The 17,036-nt window shown below is 63.5% G+C and carries 15 protein-coding genes and 1 tRNA gene; 12 read left to right on the top strand and 4 right to left on the bottom strand.

From position 1 onward, the window contains the following. Positions 1-392: 392 nt before the first annotated feature. A complete protein-coding gene (locus IEY38_RS14620; RefSeq protein WP_188979014.1) occupies positions 393-3,509 on the top strand; it encodes an adenosylcobalamin-dependent ribonucleoside-diphosphate reductase in 3,117 nt (1,038 codons plus the stop codon). 84 nt (positions 3,510-3,593) lie between these two features. Here IEY38_RS14620 and IEY38_RS14615 read toward each other — a convergent pair whose 3' ends face one another. Further along, the gene (locus IEY38_RS14615; RefSeq protein WP_005538095.1) at positions 3,594-3,884 is read right to left on the bottom strand and encodes a DUF7526 family protein; all 291 of its coding nucleotides are present in this window, start codon (positions 3,882-3,884) and stop codon (positions 3,594-3,596) included. Between the two features lie 43 nt (positions 3,885-3,927). Further along, positions 3,928-5,448 carry a sulfite oxidase gene (locus IEY38_RS14610; protein ID WP_188979007.1) on the bottom strand — a complete coding sequence of 507 codons (1,521 nt, stop codon included), beginning with the start codon at positions 5,446-5,448 and terminating at the stop codon, positions 3,928-3,930. 105 nt (positions 5,449-5,553) lie between these two features. Here IEY38_RS14610 and IEY38_RS21665 point away from each other — a divergent pair, with 105 nt between their 5' ends. Continuing rightward, the gene (locus IEY38_RS21665; protein WP_004591539.1) at positions 5,554-5,676 is read left to right on the top strand and encodes an HVO_2523 family zinc finger protein; all 123 of its coding nucleotides are present in this window, start codon (positions 5,554-5,556) and stop codon (positions 5,674-5,676) included. A gap of 46 nt (positions 5,677-5,722) precedes the next feature. Beyond that, the gene (locus IEY38_RS14605; RefSeq protein WP_188979005.1) at positions 5,723-8,299 is read left to right on the top strand and encodes a hybrid sensor histidine kinase/response regulator; all 2,577 of its coding nucleotides are present in this window, start codon (positions 5,723-5,725) and stop codon (positions 8,297-8,299) included. On the opposite strand, the gene IEY38_RS14600 is transcribed toward IEY38_RS14605, so the two are convergent. Further along, positions 8,277-8,936 carry a TVP38/TMEM64 family protein gene (locus IEY38_RS14600; RefSeq protein ID WP_188979003.1) on the bottom strand — a complete coding sequence of 220 codons (660 nt, stop codon included), beginning with the start codon at positions 8,934-8,936 and terminating at the stop codon, positions 8,277-8,279. The genes IEY38_RS14605 and IEY38_RS14600 overlap by 23 nt on opposite strands. A gap of 51 nt (positions 8,937-8,987) precedes the next feature. On the opposite strand from IEY38_RS14600, the gene IEY38_RS14595 reads away from it, so the two are divergent. After that, positions 8,988-9,377: a DUF5830 family protein gene (locus IEY38_RS14595; RefSeq protein WP_188979467.1), complete on the top strand. Its 390-nt coding sequence runs from the start codon at positions 8,988-8,990 to the stop codon at positions 9,375-9,377. Between the two features lie 167 nt (positions 9,378-9,544). Here IEY38_RS14595 and IEY38_RS14590 read toward each other — a convergent pair whose 3' ends face one another. Further along, entirely contained in the window at positions 9,545-10,555 is a 1,011-nt protein-coding gene (locus IEY38_RS14590; RefSeq protein WP_188979001.1) for a DUF7115 domain-containing protein, read from the bottom strand. Positions 10,556-10,700: 145 nt separating this feature from the next. On the opposite strand from IEY38_RS14590, the gene IEY38_RS14585 reads away from it, so the two are divergent. From IEY38_RS14585 to IEY38_RS14550, 8 genes are all read left to right on the top strand, one after another. Continuing rightward, positions 10,701-10,847 (top strand) — tRNA-Met (locus IEY38_RS14585). 135 nt (positions 10,848-10,982) lie between these two features. Continuing rightward, on the top strand, positions 10,983-11,210 hold the full coding sequence (locus IEY38_RS14580; protein WP_188978999.1) for a hypothetical protein: 228 nt from the start codon (positions 10,983-10,985) through the stop codon (positions 11,208-11,210). Beyond that, on the top strand, positions 11,198-15,151 hold the full coding sequence (locus IEY38_RS14575) for a hypothetical protein (RefSeq protein WP_229775326.1): 3,954 nt from the start codon (positions 11,198-11,200) through the stop codon (positions 15,149-15,151). The genes IEY38_RS14580 and IEY38_RS14575 overlap by 13 nt, the downstream gene beginning before the upstream one ends. Next, positions 15,148-15,405 carry a MarR family winged helix-turn-helix transcriptional regulator gene (locus IEY38_RS14570; protein WP_188978996.1) on the top strand — a complete coding sequence of 86 codons (258 nt, stop codon included), beginning with the start codon at positions 15,148-15,150 and terminating at the stop codon, positions 15,403-15,405. Before IEY38_RS14575 ends, IEY38_RS14570 begins: the two co-directional genes overlap by 4 nt. A 51-nt stretch (positions 15,406-15,456) precedes the next feature. Further along, a complete protein-coding gene (locus tag IEY38_RS14565; protein ID WP_188978994.1) occupies positions 15,457-16,005 on the top strand; it encodes a hypothetical protein in 549 nt (182 codons plus the stop codon). A 152-nt stretch (positions 16,006-16,157) separates the two neighbouring features. Beyond that, on the top strand, positions 16,158-16,418 hold the full coding sequence (locus IEY38_RS14560) for a hypothetical protein (protein WP_188978992.1): 261 nt from the start codon (positions 16,158-16,160) through the stop codon (positions 16,416-16,418). Further along, positions 16,418-16,663: a hypothetical protein gene (locus IEY38_RS14555; protein ID WP_188978990.1), complete on the top strand. Its 246-nt coding sequence runs from the start codon at positions 16,418-16,420 to the stop codon at positions 16,661-16,663. The genes IEY38_RS14560 and IEY38_RS14555 overlap by 1 nt, the downstream gene beginning before the upstream one ends. A gap of 72 nt (positions 16,664-16,735) precedes the next feature. Beyond that, positions 16,736-17,011 carry a hypothetical protein gene (locus tag IEY38_RS14550; protein WP_188978989.1) on the top strand — a complete coding sequence of 92 codons (276 nt, stop codon included), beginning with the start codon at positions 16,736-16,738 and terminating at the stop codon, positions 17,009-17,011. Positions 17,012-17,036: the final 25 nt, after the last annotated feature.

Raw genomic sequence — 17,036 nt, 5'->3', positions numbered from 1 at the left:
GCGTCTGACACAGCCTTACTCCCTCCCTACGAATTGTTAGTAAGCGTATATCGCTAGCCACAAACCCCCGCCAGTTTCTACTGGATATTTCGCTCACGTCTGGTGGTTCACAGGGTCGGGGTTTCACTTTCACCTCGGTCTGGACAGTATTAAGGAGAAACGACGGCATCTATTCCGTTGTACGCGACTATCGTTTCACGCGTCACCAGCACAGTTCGTCGAACACCGTAGCCGCGACTCCGGAGACCGCTACGACCACCGCCGATCGCAGACAAGAAGGATTAAACGCTATCGATGAATACGTATTCGCCGCCAGAAATGACAGGATCACGGGTAGCTACGACGAGGGGTATCGACCGACAGACGGCCGCTGTCGGGAGGAGGAGCGGGCGATGAGTAACAGCGACCTTTCCGCCGACGAGATCACGCTCCCGATCAAACGTACCGACGGTGACACTATCGAAGAGCGGCTCACAGGCAACGCCTACCACAACATCCTCCCGGCTCGCTACCTCCGGAAGGATGCCGACGGCGACCTCATCGAGGAACCCGAAGACCTCTTCGACCGCGTCGCGAAGAACATCGCGCTCGCCGAGGCTGTGTTCGAGGCCAACAAGCAGGACGTCGACGTACGCGTCTCGCCCGACCAGCTGAAGCCCGACCACCCACGCCGCGACGAACTCGCCGACGAAGTGTTTGGCAAGGGCACGTCAGTCGACGACGACGTCGAGACCGAACTCTCTGTCTATAACGTCAACAAGTTCGCCTACGAGACGGTCGTCCCGGAACTGCCCGAGGATGTCCGCGACCATGTCGAATCGACCGCCGACGCCTTCCAGGAGCAGATGGAGCAGCTCTCCTTTATGCCGAACTCGCCGACGCTGATGAACGCCGGCGACGAACTCCAGCAGCTGTCTGCCTGTTTCGTCGATTCACCGGGCGACGACATCGACGACATCCACCAGACCGCAAAGGAGGCCGCACAGGTCTTCCAGTCCGGCGGTGGCATGGGCTATGCGTTCTGGAAGCTCCGCCCGTACGGCGACCCCGTCGGCTCGACCGGCGGCATCGCCTCCGGGCCAATCACGTTCATGCGGACCTACGACCAGATGTGCGAGACGATCGCGCAGGGCGGCGCCCGCCGTGGCGCACAGATGGGCGTCATGCGCGTCTCCCACCCGGACGTCATCCAGTTCATCCACGCCAAGAACAAGGATGTCTCGCTGGCCGAGACGCTGCGCCTGAACGACCCTGACGACTTCACGCACAACTCCTTCGCCGAAGCGCTGGAGGAAGCACGGGAACTCATCGACGACGACGGCAAGGTGCCAAAGCACCTCCGCAACGCCGTCGAGGGCCACCTGTCGAACTTCAACATCTCCGTCGGCGTCACCGACGAGTTCATGGAGGCACTGAAAGCCGGCGAGGAGTTCACCTTCACGAACCCGCGAACGGGCGAGGCCCACATCGTCACCGAGGAGACGAAGGAACTGTACGATATGTTCGGCCTCGGCGAACACGTCGAGGTCGGCGAGGAACTCTCGATTCCGGCCGAGGAACTCTGGGACGACATCGTCGAGGGCGCTCACGAGAACGGCGAGCCCGGCGTCATCTACCTCGAACGGGTGAACAAGCAGCACTCCTTCGACGTCGAGGAGCACCCCGACCACGAGATTCTCGCCACGAACCCGTGTGGCGAACAGCCACTCGAGGAGTACGAGGCCTGTAACCTCGGACACATCAACCTCTCGACGCTGGCCGCCACGGACGCGCCGGACTGGCGCGTCTGGTCGGAGGCCCACGCCGACGAGTATGACTCGACGGAAGCCGCTATCGACGCGTTCCTCGAGGACGCCATCGACTGGGACGAGTTCGACCGACGCATCGAACTCGGCACCCGCTTCCTCGAAAACGTCGTCACGATGTCTGACTTCCCGGTCGAGAAGATCGAGCAGAAAGTCCGGGAGATGCGCAAGATCGGGCTCGGTATCATGGGCCTGGCCCAGCTGTACATCCAGCTTGGTGTCGCCTACGGGACCGAGGAGGCCAACGAGATCGCCCGCCAGACGATGCGCCACATCAACCACGGGTCCAAGGCCACGAGCCACGAACTCGCCGAGGAACGTGGTGTCTTCTCCGAGTGGGAGAACTCCAAGTACGCGAACCCGACGGAGTACTCTGACTGGTTCGAGAAACAGACCGGCGAAGACGCGGAGGACTGGGCAGACGGCTACGCCATCCGCAACCACAACACCACGACCATCGCCCCGACCGGGACGACCTCGATGATCGGCAACACGACCGGCGGGTGTGAGCCGATCTACAACGTCGCCTACTACAAGAACGTCTCCGACGACGTTCAGGGCGACGAGATGCTCGTGGAGTTCGACGATTACTTCCTCCGTGCGCTGGAGGACAACGACATCGACGTCGAAGCCGTCAAACAGGAGGCCCAGGAGCAGATGGCCAACAACGAGTTCGACGGCGTCGACGGGCTGACGACCGTGCCCGACGCCATCGGCGAACTGTTCGTCACGACCGGCGACCTGTCCGCGAAGCAGCACGCGGGCATTCAGGTGGCCTGTCAGGAGGGCGTCGACTCCGCCATCTCGAAGACGGTCAACGCCCCGAACGACTCCACGACCGAGGACGCCGCCGAAGTGTTCGAGTACATCTACGACCACGGCGGCAAGGGCGTCACCTACTACCGTGACGGCACCCGCAGCAAGCAGGTGCTGACGACGCGCGCCCAGAACACGGAGTTCTCGGACATGGACGCCGACGAGATCGTCGCACAGATCGAGGAGGTCTTTGGCGGCATCGAGGGCTTCCTCGAAGACGAGGCCGTTCAGGCCGCCATCGACGACTCCATCCAGCAGGTGCTGGGTGTCGCCGACGGGGACGCCGAGTACGCCGAGAAGCAGACCCGACCGGACGTGCTCCACGGCGTGACACAGCGCATCGACACCGGCTACGGGAAGCTCTACGTCAACATCAACGAGGACCCCGAGGCCGACCGGCCGTTCGAGCTGTTCGCCAACATCGGCAACTCCGGCGGCTTCACCGCCTCCTTCACCGAGGCGCTGGCAAAGACTATCTCGACGGCACTGCGCTCGGGCGTGGACCCCGAAGAGATCGCCGACGAGCTGCAGGGTATCCGGTCACCGAAGGTCGCTTGGGACAAGGGCGAGCAGATCCAGTCCATCCCGGACGCCATCGGCACGGCCCTGCGTCGCTACCTCGACGGCGACGTCGACAAGGCCTACCCCGACCAGACCACGCTGGAGGAGACCGCCGAGAAAGCTGGAGAGACCGCCGAGCGAGAGAGCGAGGCGACCACACAGACGCAGACCGACGGCGGCGCGGCCGCCGCAGCCGACACGAGCGGCGACCAGCAGGACATCATCGACGCCGGCGAGAGCCCGGAGTGTCCTGACTGTGGCTCGCTGTCGCTGTACTACTCAGAGGGTTGCAAGACCTGCGAGTCCTGTGGCTGGTCCGAGTGCTGACGTAGCTGTCTGACCACGCGGATTCGGATTTCACCGCGCCTGAAGGTCGTTCTTTTCGCTGTGCGCTAACTCGCTGAGGGCTGGCTACCGGAATTCCGTCACGTCGTACACGCCGGTAATCGTCGTTTCCTCGACAGTCGCGGTGACTTCTGTTCCTTCCTCGGCCGCCGAATCTGCGACGAGCGTGACCGGCTCGATGGGCTGGCGGCGGAGAAATGCCACTATCCGTTCGAGCCACGACGGCTTCCCGCCCTTGCGGCAGACGATGACGTAGCGTGACTCAGCGAGCGACGCCATCTTGGGCTCGAAGTCGTAGTCCTCGTGGTCGGCCGGCGGGACGACGTGGATTACCTCGCCCGCAATCGTCTCGTCCATACGCACAGTAGCGACTACAGCGGTATGTGCCGCTCGCTTTGCACTATGAGTACTGTTTGGACACCCAGCCAGAGGCCCCGCTGGGATACGAGTCGGTCTCGTCTTCGGGCTGCACCTCACCGCGCTGGTCGACCATCCGGACGACGACGGTGTGACCGTCCGAGGGCGGGTCGTAGGTGTACTCCCACTGTCGCCACGCGTCCTCGGCGGGGCCGTCGCCGTCAGCCGCCGGCAGCTGGTCCGAGAGCGTTGCGTCCGCCCACGTCTCGCCGCCGTCGGTGGAGACTTCGACGCGCTGGACGCCGCGTAGGCCGGCATATGCGTGGCCGCCGATACGCCGGCGGCCGTCGGAAAGCATCGATTCGTGGTGGAGCTTGGCGACCGGATTCACCGGTCCGGTCCCCTGCCAGCCGCGCTTCTCCCAGTAGCCGTCGGCTTCCTCGTCGAGGACTTCGATCTCCGAGAGCCACTTGACGTTGACCTCACCCCAGTGGCCGGGGACCAGCGCCCGGACGGGGTAGCCGTGGCCGCGCGGGAGGATCTTCCCGTTCATGCCGTAGGCGAGCATGCCGCCCCGCAACGCGTCGATAGGGAACTCCTCGTAGTAGTCGTCGTCGGCCCGGAGCATCACGCACTCACAGCCGCTCTGGACGCCGGCTTCTTCGAGCAGGCTGTCGACGGAAACGCCGGTCCACAGTGCGGTGTCCATCTTGTGTCCATTCAGACTTTCGCCGACGCAGCGGAGCGTGACGAACCGGTTTTCGGCGTCCATCTGCTGGAGGTCCTCGTAGTCCAGCGTGACCTCTTCCTCGACGGCACCGGTGATAGAGAGCGACCAGTCGTCGGCCGACAGTTCCGGGTCGATGGAGTTGATGTCGACCTCGTAGAAGCTCTCGCTGACCAGCGGGTCCATGTCGTCTAGTTGCAGGGAGGAGTCGGTCGCGACGGCGAGCTTTTCTTCGACGTCGGCGAGGTCAGCTCCCGGGGCAGTGAGTGCCGGCGCGCCGTCCCCGGTCGCGGCGACTGATCGTCGGTTGCCAACTGTGTAGCCAACCGTTGCCGCCCCGACAGCCACACCGACCGTCGAGAGTGCCCGCCGTCGTTTCGAGGATATCGGTGACACTGAGCCGCTGAGCCCGTCAAGGGTCTGTGCAACTCCGACGACGGCGGCAGCGGACACCGCCGGTCCGGCGGCGAGGACGACCTCACTGGTGAGAACGACACTGACAGCCCAGGTTATGACAGCCGTTCCGACGACCGGGAGGGCACGGTTGTTCGCCAGTTGGCCGGTGAGGATGGCCGCTCTGGCAGCCAGCGCGATGAACAGCCCCGCGAGGCCAATCGCGAGCAGGAGATTCAGCTGCTGGCCGAGGCTGCCGAGCGTCGAGATAGCGGTCGAGACGACGATGCCGGGCATCGACCGCGCGAGCGTCCGTTCGATAGGTGAGGCGATGAACGCGGGTGCGTAGCCAGTGACCGCGTAGGAGCCGGCCAGGCCGGCGATGGCTGCGACGGCGCTGACCAGCAGTCGGCCGCCGGGCGAATCGAGAAGGTCGTCAGTCATGCCTGAACTGACGGTCTACCCGGCAAAAGGGATTGTTCCAATTTCACCCACATTCCGTTCCGAAACTCCGGAAGACACAAGCGAGCGCGGCTGCTCTACTGAATCATGGACGAGCAGCCCGGCGGTCGGCCCTGTCCGCTCTGTGAGCGGGCGATGTACCACCGACACTGCAAGTACGTCTGTCCGGAACACGGCGTCGTCTACGACTGCGCTGACACGTTCTACTGACGAGACGCTCACGGGTTTATTATCGTGGAACGATGAAAAGGGTGGTATGAGTGGTCACGGGGAAGAGATTTCGGTGTTACATGTCGACGACGATCCCGACCTCGGTGACCTCGTTGCGGTCCATCTGGAGCAAACGAACGACGATCTCTCTGTTTGTACCGAGCGAAGTGCGACCGACGGGTTAGAGCGACTGTCCGAACAGGCGTTCGACTGTGTCGTCAGCGATCACGACATGCCGGGCATGGACGGACTCGAGTTTCTGAAGGTCGTCCGCAAGGAGTACGAGGAGCTTCCGTTTATTCTCTTTACCGGCAAAGGAAACGAGGAAATCGCAAGTGATGCGATCTCTGCCGGCGTCACCGAATACCTGCAGAAGGGGGTCGGGACAGACCAGTACGCCGTACTCGCGAATCGTATCGAGCGGGCTGTGGGGGAACGGCGGGCCAAGACCGCGCTCGAAGAGTCCGAGCGGATGCTGTCGACGCTCATCTCGAACCTCCCAGGGATGGTGTACCGCGCACGGAACGAACCCGATTGGCCGATGGAGTTCGTCAGCGACGGTGCAGCAGAGCTAGTCGGCTACAGTTCGGCGGCACTCGAGAGTGGGGACGTTTCCTGGGGGACGCTGATCAAAGACTCCGAGACGGAACGTCTCTGGGAGACGGTTCAGACCTGTATCGCCGCCAATGAACCGTTCGAAGTCTCCTATCAGATCGAGACGGCTGACGGTGAAACTCGCTGGATGTGGGAGCGCGGGCGCGTGGTCGACACCGACGACGACGGCGTCGAAATCCTAGAGGGGTTCATCACTGACGTAACCGCACGCGAAGAGCGCGAGCGGGAACTCGCGAACCAGCGGGCGTTCACTGAGAAACTCATCGACTCCGTCGATGATATGCTCTACGTGGTCGGCCCCGACGGCAGTCTGGTCCGATGGAACGATACCGTCCAGTCGGTGACCGGCTACACAAACGAGAAGTTAGCATCGATGGACATCGGGGAACTCATCGTGGAGTCCGACCACCAGAAACTATGGAGGATATTCGAAGAGACGCTGGAGACGGGGTACGGAACTATCGAGGCAGGTGTCGAGACGGCTGACGGCGAGCGACTCCAGTACGAGTTCAAAGGATCGCTCATCGAGGACGAGCGCGGTGACCTGTTCGGGATTGCCGGTATCGGCCGGGACATCACAGAGCGGAAGCGCCGGGAGCGGGAGCTCAGAGAGTATCGGACGCTGGTCGAAAACGTCGGGGACCCGATGTACGTCCTCGATAGGGACGGGACGATAGAGATGGTGAACGATGTGATGGCCGCCCATCTGGGGTACGACCGCTCGGAGATCATCGGCTCGGAGCCGGCTCGGTTCATGCCTGAAGGGGACGTCGAAAAAGGGACAGCACTCATCCGTGACTTGATTGACGACGACGATCGGACGTGGGCGGCCTACGAGATGCGGACGATAGCCGCTGACGGGACAGTCCGGATCAACGAGGACAGGATCGCACCGCTGTTCGACGAGGACGGGAACTTCGACGGCTCGGTCGGCGTGATGCGCGAGACGACGGAGCGCAAGCGACGCGAGCGGGAACTCGAACGCTACGAGACGATCATCGAGGCCGTCGGCGACCCGGTGTACACCCTCGACGACGAAGGCGTGTTCACCTACGTGAACGAAGCGGTAAAGCGACTGACGGGGTTCGAATCCGACGAACTCGTCGGCGAGCATATCTCCACGATCATGGCCGGCGAGGACATCAGCCGCGGCAGTGACCTCATCCGGACCATGCTGTCTGACCCGACTCGACAGAACGTGACCTTCGAGACGGACATCGTCGACCAGGCCGGGGAGCACACCCCTATCGAGATCCACATCGCGTTGCTTCCGGCCGCAGACGGGGAGTTCAACGGTACAGCGGGGATCATCCGCGATATCAGCGACCGGAAAAAGAGAGAGCGACAGCTCGCGGAGTTCGCATCCGTCGTCAGCCACGACCTGCGAAATCCGTTGAACGTGGTCAAAGGGCGGATATCGGTCGCCCGGACGTCGGGTGACGTATCACACCTCGAGGCGGCGGCGTCCGCGGCCGACCGGATGGACGAACTCATCAACGACCTGTTGACACTCGCCAGACAGGGCGATACGGTCGGCGAGACGACGATGGTCGATCTCGCCGCCCTCGCAGGGCAGGCTTGGGTCGATGTCGAGACCGGCGAAGCCACGCTGGAAAAGGACGGGACGGCGACGATCGAGGCCGACGCGGCACGGCTCCGGGCGGTGTTCGAGAACCTGTTCCGGAACAGTGTGGAGCATGGGACCACGAACAGTCGGGCGCAGTCAGACGATACGGGGGCTCACGAAGGTTGTGCAGACAACGAACCGATCACTGTCTCTGTCGGGACAACGGACACCGGGTTCTACATCGCCGATGACGGTGTCGGTATCCCACCGGAAGAGCGAGACGACGTGTTCGGGCGCGGCTACACCACAAGCGACACCGGGACCGGATTCGGGCTGGCAATCGTCGATGAGGTCGCACAGGCCCACGGCTGGGCGGTGTCGGTGACAGAGAGCGAAAGCGGTGGCGCGCGGTTCGAGTTCACGACGAGTTCGGAGCGCTGACGTGGCGGTAAGCCGGCCCTGCTAGCACCAGCACGGCCAGCGCCGCGGAGAACAGCAGGACGTGTGGGAGCGCGTCGATAGTGAGGCCAGTGAGCGTCAGCGACCGCAGTGACGCACCCGCAGTGACCTCGACGGCGACCCACGGAATCTCACCGAGGAACGTCCCGACCGCAAAGGAGCGCGGCGAGACGCGAGCGAACCCGGCCCCATAGGAAACAGGGTCCGCGGGCACCGGTGAGAGCCGCGCCGCGAGGACGCCCCGTGTCTCGCCTGTCACCTCGATGATCCGGCGGCCGGAGTCCCCCAGCCAGCCGAACATCCCGCCCTGTTCGCCGGCCCGGAGCGCGAACCGGTAGGGGATGAGGCAGGTGACGAGTGCGCCCATCAGTGCGACCGGGAAGCCGTACCTGACGCCGAGGACGAACCCGACGAACGCGGACAGCGGCATCGTCGGCCACGCGAAGAAGGGTCGGACGAGATACAGCCCGACGATGACACCCGCGAGGTAGACGGGGTGGTCGGCGAGGTGCATCAGCTGGGCCACCACCCGTTCGGGCGTGAGCAGCGTTGTCGCGATAGCGACGACTACCACCAGCCCGGCAGTCCCGACCAGCTGTCGCTTCGCGAGGCGGTCCATCTACCCAATTGGGCGGTAGCAATCGACAAACGCTTTGTGGTATCTTTTACGTTGCTCGGGGTTGAATCGGCGATCGTGTCCGAGACGCGAGACCCGGTCGAACTCGGCGTCGAACTACTCGCCCATCTGGAACACGGGGAACTGTCCGTCGCCGACGCGCTCGACCGTATCGAGACGGTGACGACAAACCCGCAGGTCCAGCGCGAGATCCTCGACACCGCAGTGATGCGAGGCCTCATCGAACGCGAGAACGGCGTCGTCCGCCCGCGGTCACAGGGATCGCACGTGAACTTCGACAGCGACGTAGTCGTTCGTGAGGGGGAGTTCTCGTGTCAGCGCTGTGGCGCGGCTATCAGTACGGGCCACTTCGTCCAGTTCGACGGCGGTGAACTGGGCCCGTTCGGGTCGACGTGCATTCGGAAAGTATTAGGGCGGGAGTAGCGACGGGAGCGAACGGAGTGAGCGGCCCTCGTTGATGCGAACGGCGACGGAAGGAGCCGTGAGCAGCACAATAGCAGAGCGGCCCTGGTGGCAGCGAGGTCGTAGCCGCGGTCACGACGTTAGACAAACGCCCCCCAAACACACGAGTGCAGTCAAAAACAGACGGTTCAGCGGCCCTGGCGGAGTTCCTTGATGAGCTGTTTGATAGTGCGCTCCTGCTTCTGGAGCTGTTCGTTCTGGGCCTCGACAGCGGCGGTCAGTTCGGCGACCTGTGCTTCGAGTTCAGCGATGTCGGGGTCTGCCGAGGTGTCCGGCTCAGCCGAGTCGGTGTCGATGCTGGATGCGTCACTGGGTTGGGAATCCGTCGTGGCCTCGGCGGTGGTTCCCTGTTCGGTGGTCGCTGCGGTCGTGGTCTGCGTACTGGCGCTCGTGGATTCGCCTTCGGAACCGTCACCGCCCTGCTCGTCGTTGCTCACAAGCGGGTCGATGCCGGATTCGAGGCCGAGACCGTTGCCGGCTTCGTCGGCATTCTTCTCGGAACCGGCCCCAACCTTGGCATTGAGCTCAGTGAGCGAACTGACCTCGTGGTACGCGAAGAGAGCCTCTTCGAGTGTTTTCCGGACTATTGGTGCCTGCTCAGACGGTGCCTTGATCCGCTCTGGCCGCTCGTTGAACGAGAGGACGACAGCCGTAGCGACGCTCCCCTCCTCGAACTCCAGACCGGTCACGTCGTCGAAGGAGAACGCCTCGTAGTCGGCATCCCAGGAGACGTTGCCGATGTGCTTGAGTAGCTGGCGGTCGGTAACGACCAACGTGAGTTCGCTGAACCGGAACACGCCGGCGAGACTCTCGTCCGGGTCGATACCGCCCGAGACAGTGAGCTTCCCTTCGAGTAGCCGTTCGAGGACGGCGTCGCTGCGGCTCCCGGGAACAGACAGTTCGAGTTTCTCACCGGTGTAGATGAGTGAGAACTTGGTCTTGCGTCGGCCTTCCGAAACCGTGAGCCGTTCGAAGTCGTGCGGATAGCTGTCGACCTTCTCGTCGCTGAGAAGGCCCTCACCGCGGTAGACGAGCGTCCGGGTCGGTGTGAAACAGGCCGCGTCTTCGTCGCCGAGGTTGACACCGCCCCGGATCTCCTCGTCCCCGAGTTCCTGCTGGACGAGGTCTGGTATCTCCATACTGCCTGCATACCTGCGTGGTGGCTTAAATCCGCGGGTCGATTATCAGCGCCGATCAGGCGGACACAGCGTGGGACTGTGCCACAGTCCCGGCAGAGATGAGAACCTTCAAGACGGCCAACGGCCAACGGCTGAATGCACCCGCGCCCGGGTGGCTTAGCTGGACATAGCGCCGCACTCATAGGGTCTCTCGACTCATGCGGCAGTGCAAACCCGTCATGACCCCGGGGCGCTCGTCACGCCCCAGACCTGGGCCATGCGGAGATCGAGGGTTCGGAGCCCTCCCCGGGCACTCCTCTGAAACTTTACATACCCATTGGCACAACCGGTCTAACGACGGTCTACTGACCGGTCAGCCGGCCGATGAATCACATAACGCAATAGACAGTTCTCAAAATATTGCAGTGGAAACTGCGGGGTGTCCGGCATGAGTGGGCGTGCCTCCTACGACGGGCCCGCTCTGGACGCCACCGGCCAGCACATCACCGAGCGACCGGAGCTGGACGACAGTGGCGAAACTGTCGATGTCGTCGACGATCGTCTCGACGCCGACGGCGAGGAAAGAGTCGAGAACGTCCCCCATCCCAATGACGGCCCTGAGCGGCCTGACACTGACGGACAGACGACGCTCGACGATTGGAGGTGGTCGCCTTGAGCGACCTCTCGCTGCGGGAGCGTGTCGAGAACTACCTCGAACGCAATCCCGACGCCAGCATGGTCGCCATCGCCGGCGCGCTCGGCGAGCCACCGGCCGATGTCGCCGAGGTCCTCAACGAGGGCACCACTGAATCTGGACAAGATTCAACTAAAGATACGGAGGACTGCGTAAGCGCTCCACCATCACGGCCGCAACGAGGCCTCGAATGGGATCGTTGGAGCGGAGCCGACTGGGCTAGCTCAGAGCCGGATGTCTACCCGCATGCGCTGCTTGAGCGCGAGCAGTGGATGGGCCACCAAGATAAGAAGCCATTCGCGCCGTGGGGAGACAGTGACGCCCCCGCCGAGTGCAGCAAGGACGGCCACACGACCGCATCGACGTGTGACTGCGACGCTCGGTACAAGTGGGGCTACGAGGGCCACTACCTCGACGGCGAGGGCATCGCGATGGCCGAGGTCGACCCGCGCCTTGACGGCCGGGCGTTCCTGCAGCAACCAGACGACTCTTTCGCCTACGTTGACGGCGACGATGTCCGCGATCCCGAGACGGGTGAGCTCCATCCAGCGTTCATCGCGATACTCGAGCATATCGGGCTGACCTACGCCGACATCTCGCAGTCCGGCGCCGGCGCCCACGCCATCTACCGCGGTGAGCTTCCCGACGGCGTCAAGCAGGCATCGTGGCAGCTCGACGACGAGCCGTGGGGAAGCAACGACGACCTCCCTGCTATCGAAGTGTATCCCGGCAAGCGAGTCTGCGTGATGACCGGCGACCACGTGGCCGGGACGCCGACCGAAGTTCGTGAGTGGAACGATGATGTTGTCGAGACGCTTGTCCAGGTCAACGACCCGGTCGCCGCCAGTCAGGCCGACCGTGTCGACGAGCCCGCCGCTGCTCGCGAAGAGTTTGACAGCACTGACTACGAGCCCACGGCGACATCGACAGACGAGACAACGACCGACATCCGAGACATCTTCCATGCCCTAGACCGCCTCAATGCCCAGCGCGTTGCCGAGCGGACCATCGTCCACCGTTGGAACGACTCAGCGTCGACGAGCGATGGCGAACGGGCGTTCGCGCCGACCTGGGGACCGAACTCCAACGGGACAGCGAACATCGTCAACTCGGAGCGATGGATGGACACCGGCGATCGGGGTGGCTACGGTGGACCCGTGGTCATGGCCGCCATCGACGCCGGCGAACTCCGTCCGGAGCAGGCAGCCGGTGGGGTCTCCGGTGCCGACTGGTGGACTGGTATCGAGCATCTACGCGACCTCGGGTTCGACATTCCCGAGCTCGAAGACGACTACGACGCCGAGCAGACCACCGGTGGTATCTCAGAACACTGGCCTATCGAGGAGTGTGAGCCCCCGGGTCTTGAGCGCCAGTCGGTCACGCCCGAGGACCGCTGGGACCACCTCCAGGGCGAGCGCTTCGAGGAGTTCGTCGACGCTGACGGGCCGGTTGCCTGGGCCGACGATCCGGGGAACGGCAAGACGACGAACGCCGCTATCGGCGCCGCCAAGCGGGACCGTCCCCACGCCGTGCTCTTCGACAAGCATCAGAAGGCCCGGGAGTTCATCGAGGACGACCCGACCGCTGATGACTACTACCACCTCCGCGGTGGCGCCCAGAAGCGCGGCGATGTCTGTATGGACGTCGACCACGACGACGACCAGGACAGGTGCCCCGAACACGGTCACGTTGCTGACTGCCCCCACATGTGCCCCATCTACGACTTCGCGAAAGACCACGAGGGGCGCAAGCGCTACGAGGCGCTGGCTGGTGAGCTCGGCCCAGTCAAAGCCCACCAGATCCTTGCCGAGGAGTTGCCCGGACATGACGAACACGGCCACTGTGCGTGGCTGGACCAGTTCGACGAGCTGTCCAGCGAAGACCGCGTCGTCGGCGTCCACCAGTACCAGCTCCTGAAGACGGTCCAGAAGCGAGGGTCCGACGGCCCGCAGCGAGACATCCTCGTCGACGAGAGTCCCGACTCGCTCCGGTCAGACCGGCGCGTCACCGTTGAGGACCTCGCCCGTGTCGGCAACGCACTGGAGGGGATGACCTCGAACTGCCCCGAGGAGTACCGAGATGCACTTGGCGAGTTCGCTCGCTTCTCACGGGACCTCGTCGACGCCATTACCGACCCAGATGAGCCCGATGACCTCGCCGATCTGGACGCACCCGCTGTCGACAGCGAAACCATCACCCGGGAGGTCGACATCGACGATCTTCCTGACGGTGTCGACGAAGCCGACGTCCAAACGAAGACCGTTCGCGAACGTCCCGGGATGCCGCGCGAGGGGTACAAAGAGGTCGAAAAGGCTGTCGTTGAGGAGACCATGCTTGAGGAGTCACTCGCCCAATGCAAGGTTCACTTCAACGAGACGCTCATCGCGCGAATGCGTGATGATCGCTGGTCGGGGACTCCGCTCGTCTTCGATGCGCTCCTAGCCGCCGCAGCGGCGGCCGGCCTTGACGAGGAGAGTTGCCGGAAGGCCATTGCCGTCGCGACGACGCTGGACAACTGTCCCTGGTGTGCGTCCGACATCGTCTTCGACAACGGCGCTCGCCACTGTGAGGATGACACCTGCGACTGGCACGAAGACGAGCACAACATCACGCGCCGAGACGGGCCCATGGCCCGGGCGCGTGCCGAGCTCGATCTCGAACCCGAAGAGGCCGGTCAGCCTCAGGGCGTTTTCTACGAAGAGCTCCCCCAGCCATCGTCGCTGCCCGACTCGCCGCTGATCCTCGACGCGACGACGACCAAACGGAAGATCGCCGGGCTCTACCAGACACCCGTCGACGATGTCCTCGTCACTGGTGACGAACCCCAGTCGTTCAACCTCCGCGCGACGCAGGTCCTAGACGGCCAGTATCACGCTGGAACCATCGACGACAGCGAGTCCCTCCAGGAGCGCATCCAGCGCGTCATCGACACCGCGGCCGACGTCCATACGTCGCCGCTGTACGTCGTCAAGCGCAGTCTCCAGCAGCACTTCGAGTTCCCCGATGGCGCACCAGTGCTCCACTATCACGCTGCCCGTGGGCTCAACTACAACGACTGTGACGCCGTTGTCGCTATCGGCGCTCCTCATCCGAAGGTTGAGGACCTCCAGCGCGAAGCCGAGTTGCTCGCGATGGACCACTCCGACCTCAATGCCGGTGGGACCGAGTACTCGACGCGAGCCGATACTGAGGACCCCGTCTACCGGAAGCTCCATTTCGAGGATGGCGATGGGCAGGGCCGCGCTGTCCCGACAAAGCACTTCTCGGGATTGACCGGCGACCTCTTCGAGGAGAGTCGCTCGAAGGAACTCACCCAGGTCATCCACCGGACTCGACCTGTGCTGGCCGACGAGACCAAACACGCCTATTTGCTGACGAACGTCCCGACCGATGTCCCCATCGACGAGGTTGCGTCGTTCGACGAGCTCGCTGACCCGCTCGAAGCGATGCTCCCCGTTCCCGAGGGTGCCGTCGATCTCTTGGAGGCCGTCGACGACGCCATTCGGGGCGACGGCCCCGACGGGTTCCGCGCAGAACGGCTCGTCAACGAGCGCGATGACGGCACGATCTCGAACCGTGTCGAAGGCTACCACCGACTGGCCCAGCTCTCGGGTCTGGATGTCACCCAGCGGACGGTGTACAACTGGGTCCACGCGCTGGAGGACATCGGCCTCCTCACTCCCGAACGGTACGAACAGCACGCTGGAGTAGCCTACGCCGTCGATTCTGCTACTTTGAAATCAGCGTTATCAGTACTATCCAATAACGGGAGTTTCAAAGTAGCGGCCAAGCGGCGCTTACGGTCGCTACTGTCCGAATCGGAATCTGGCCTCGATTGGCTGGAGTGGGCCCGTCGCGTCTTTACCCTACATGGCGAGCAATCGGCGGTGGTATCTCCATCTGGAGGTGGGCCAACTTCGTGACTGGCGCTGAGTCGGGAGGGTTCGACGACCTCCCGCCCAGTGCCAAATATGTCTATCGCGTCCTCAACGATGAGGGTCCGCTGTCGCGCAAGGAGCTTCAGGGGGAAACACAGCTCTCCGAGAGTACACTCGACGATGCCCTCGATACTCTCGAAAATTGTGACTACCTCCTCAGAACGCGGAAATCTGAGGACCTCAGACAGGTAGTCGTGAAACTCGGGACTAAGCGGAGATATAACCCCTCCCAGAAGTGATATAGTAGCGACTGCTTCCTCAGCCGCCGTCCGGCGGTGTCCTGTCCAGCTATGTCTACGACCAACTCCACCAGCGACCGGACCGAGCAACCGCTCTCACCCGACCGCGTCTTCGCTGTCGCCATCGAGCGCAACGACGGCGTGTGCAAACACTGCTACCGTCGACTCCGCCGACGTGAGGAGGTCCCCCACGAGATCGGCTACTCGCATCGAGACATCCAGGCGTTCGTCGACGAAGAGCTCCCAAACGGCTCGCGGTTTGACATTCTCGACCGGAAGTACTACGAGTACGTTCGGCTTCCGCAGCGTCTCGAAGACGCACATCCCCCGGACGAAAGTCACGATGACACCTCGGCGTGTTGGTACTGCGGTACCGTCGACACGCACCGGACACCGTCGACGCGCTCCCGCAGCGAGGCCGTCACTGCGGCAGCGGGGATCTCGGCCACACTCGACGAACTGGAAATTGCTCACGACTGGCCGGTGTTGCTAGGCGCCGTACACGACCTCAAACAGCGCCCGGACTACGCCGGCGACGATTTCGCGACGTTTTCGAAAGCCGTAGAGGAAGCTGTTACCATCGCTCGCCGGCCCCGATGATCCGCCACGTACCCCGGCGGTAGGGTCCGCATCGCTTGTCAACCGGTCGGCCCCCCATTTCGTGTGTTCTTGGCCGACCGCCCAGCCCGGACATAGTGCGCTCGTCGAGCGCGGGGTGCAACTCCCCAGCCGGGCACTCGTGAAATGCCACTATGGCCAGTCGTAAACCGACGCTCCGCCACGAACTCGCACAGTACAACAGCTCGCTCGACGCCTGCTTAAGAGGCCAGTACGGGATGACGCTGAAACTCTTCAAGACGCTGAAGCTCCTCATCCAGTTGGTTGGTGTGTCCGGCGGCGTGTACGCCATGTCGCTTGGAGCTCCGCCGCTGGCAACCTTCGCGATGATGACGGTAATGGTGCTGGGTCCTGAGGGGCTCGAAATAGTCATCGAGCAGGGAGGAGCCATCTGATGCAACGCCCCCAACGACCGTACCGAGCGCTTCGCGCCACCGTCGGGACAGCAGTCATCGCGACGGTCACCGCGCTGTGGGCCCACGGCCAGCTCACCGACAACCCGCTCGGCACGCTCTGGGAGGTCGTCATCCTCGCCATCGTCATCGCCGCTGGGTTCGCCGTGTTCGGCCGGCGCACCTTCGGCGCGGCGCTCGACGAGGCTGAACAGGTCAAAGGCGGTGACGGAGATGACGATGAGTAAGGAACTGACTTTCGAGAACGGCGAGGTTCGCGACGCCGACCAAGACGACGTCGACGACGAGGAGGCCGACAAGTGATTCCTAATCCCTTCATCGAACTGTTTCGGTCGCCCGTCGCGACGCTTGTCGGGTTGGGCTACGCTCTTCTGCTGATCACCCTACTGGTCGCGACACTCGCGGCCTGTTGGCGCAACGCGGTGACCATCGCGGTTCGGTGGGATCGACAGCGGCCCGGGCAGTGGGAGTACCTCCCGCCGGTCGGGTTCCTCGCCCGTGTGGCCGCCATCCCGTTCGTGCTGGCCATTGACGCCTGGGCGGTGGCGGCACTCATCTGGCTGATCACCCCATGAGCCGCCCATCTCCCATACTCACCTC

It is taken from the genome of Haloarcula sebkhae, from assembly GCF_014647415.1.
Taxonomy (GTDB): domain Archaea; phylum Halobacteriota; class Halobacteria; order Halobacteriales; family Haloarculaceae; genus Haloarcula; species Haloarcula sebkhae.
The sequence above is the reverse complement of the archived record's forward strand: the minus strand, read 5'-3'. Positions and strand labels throughout refer to the sequence as shown.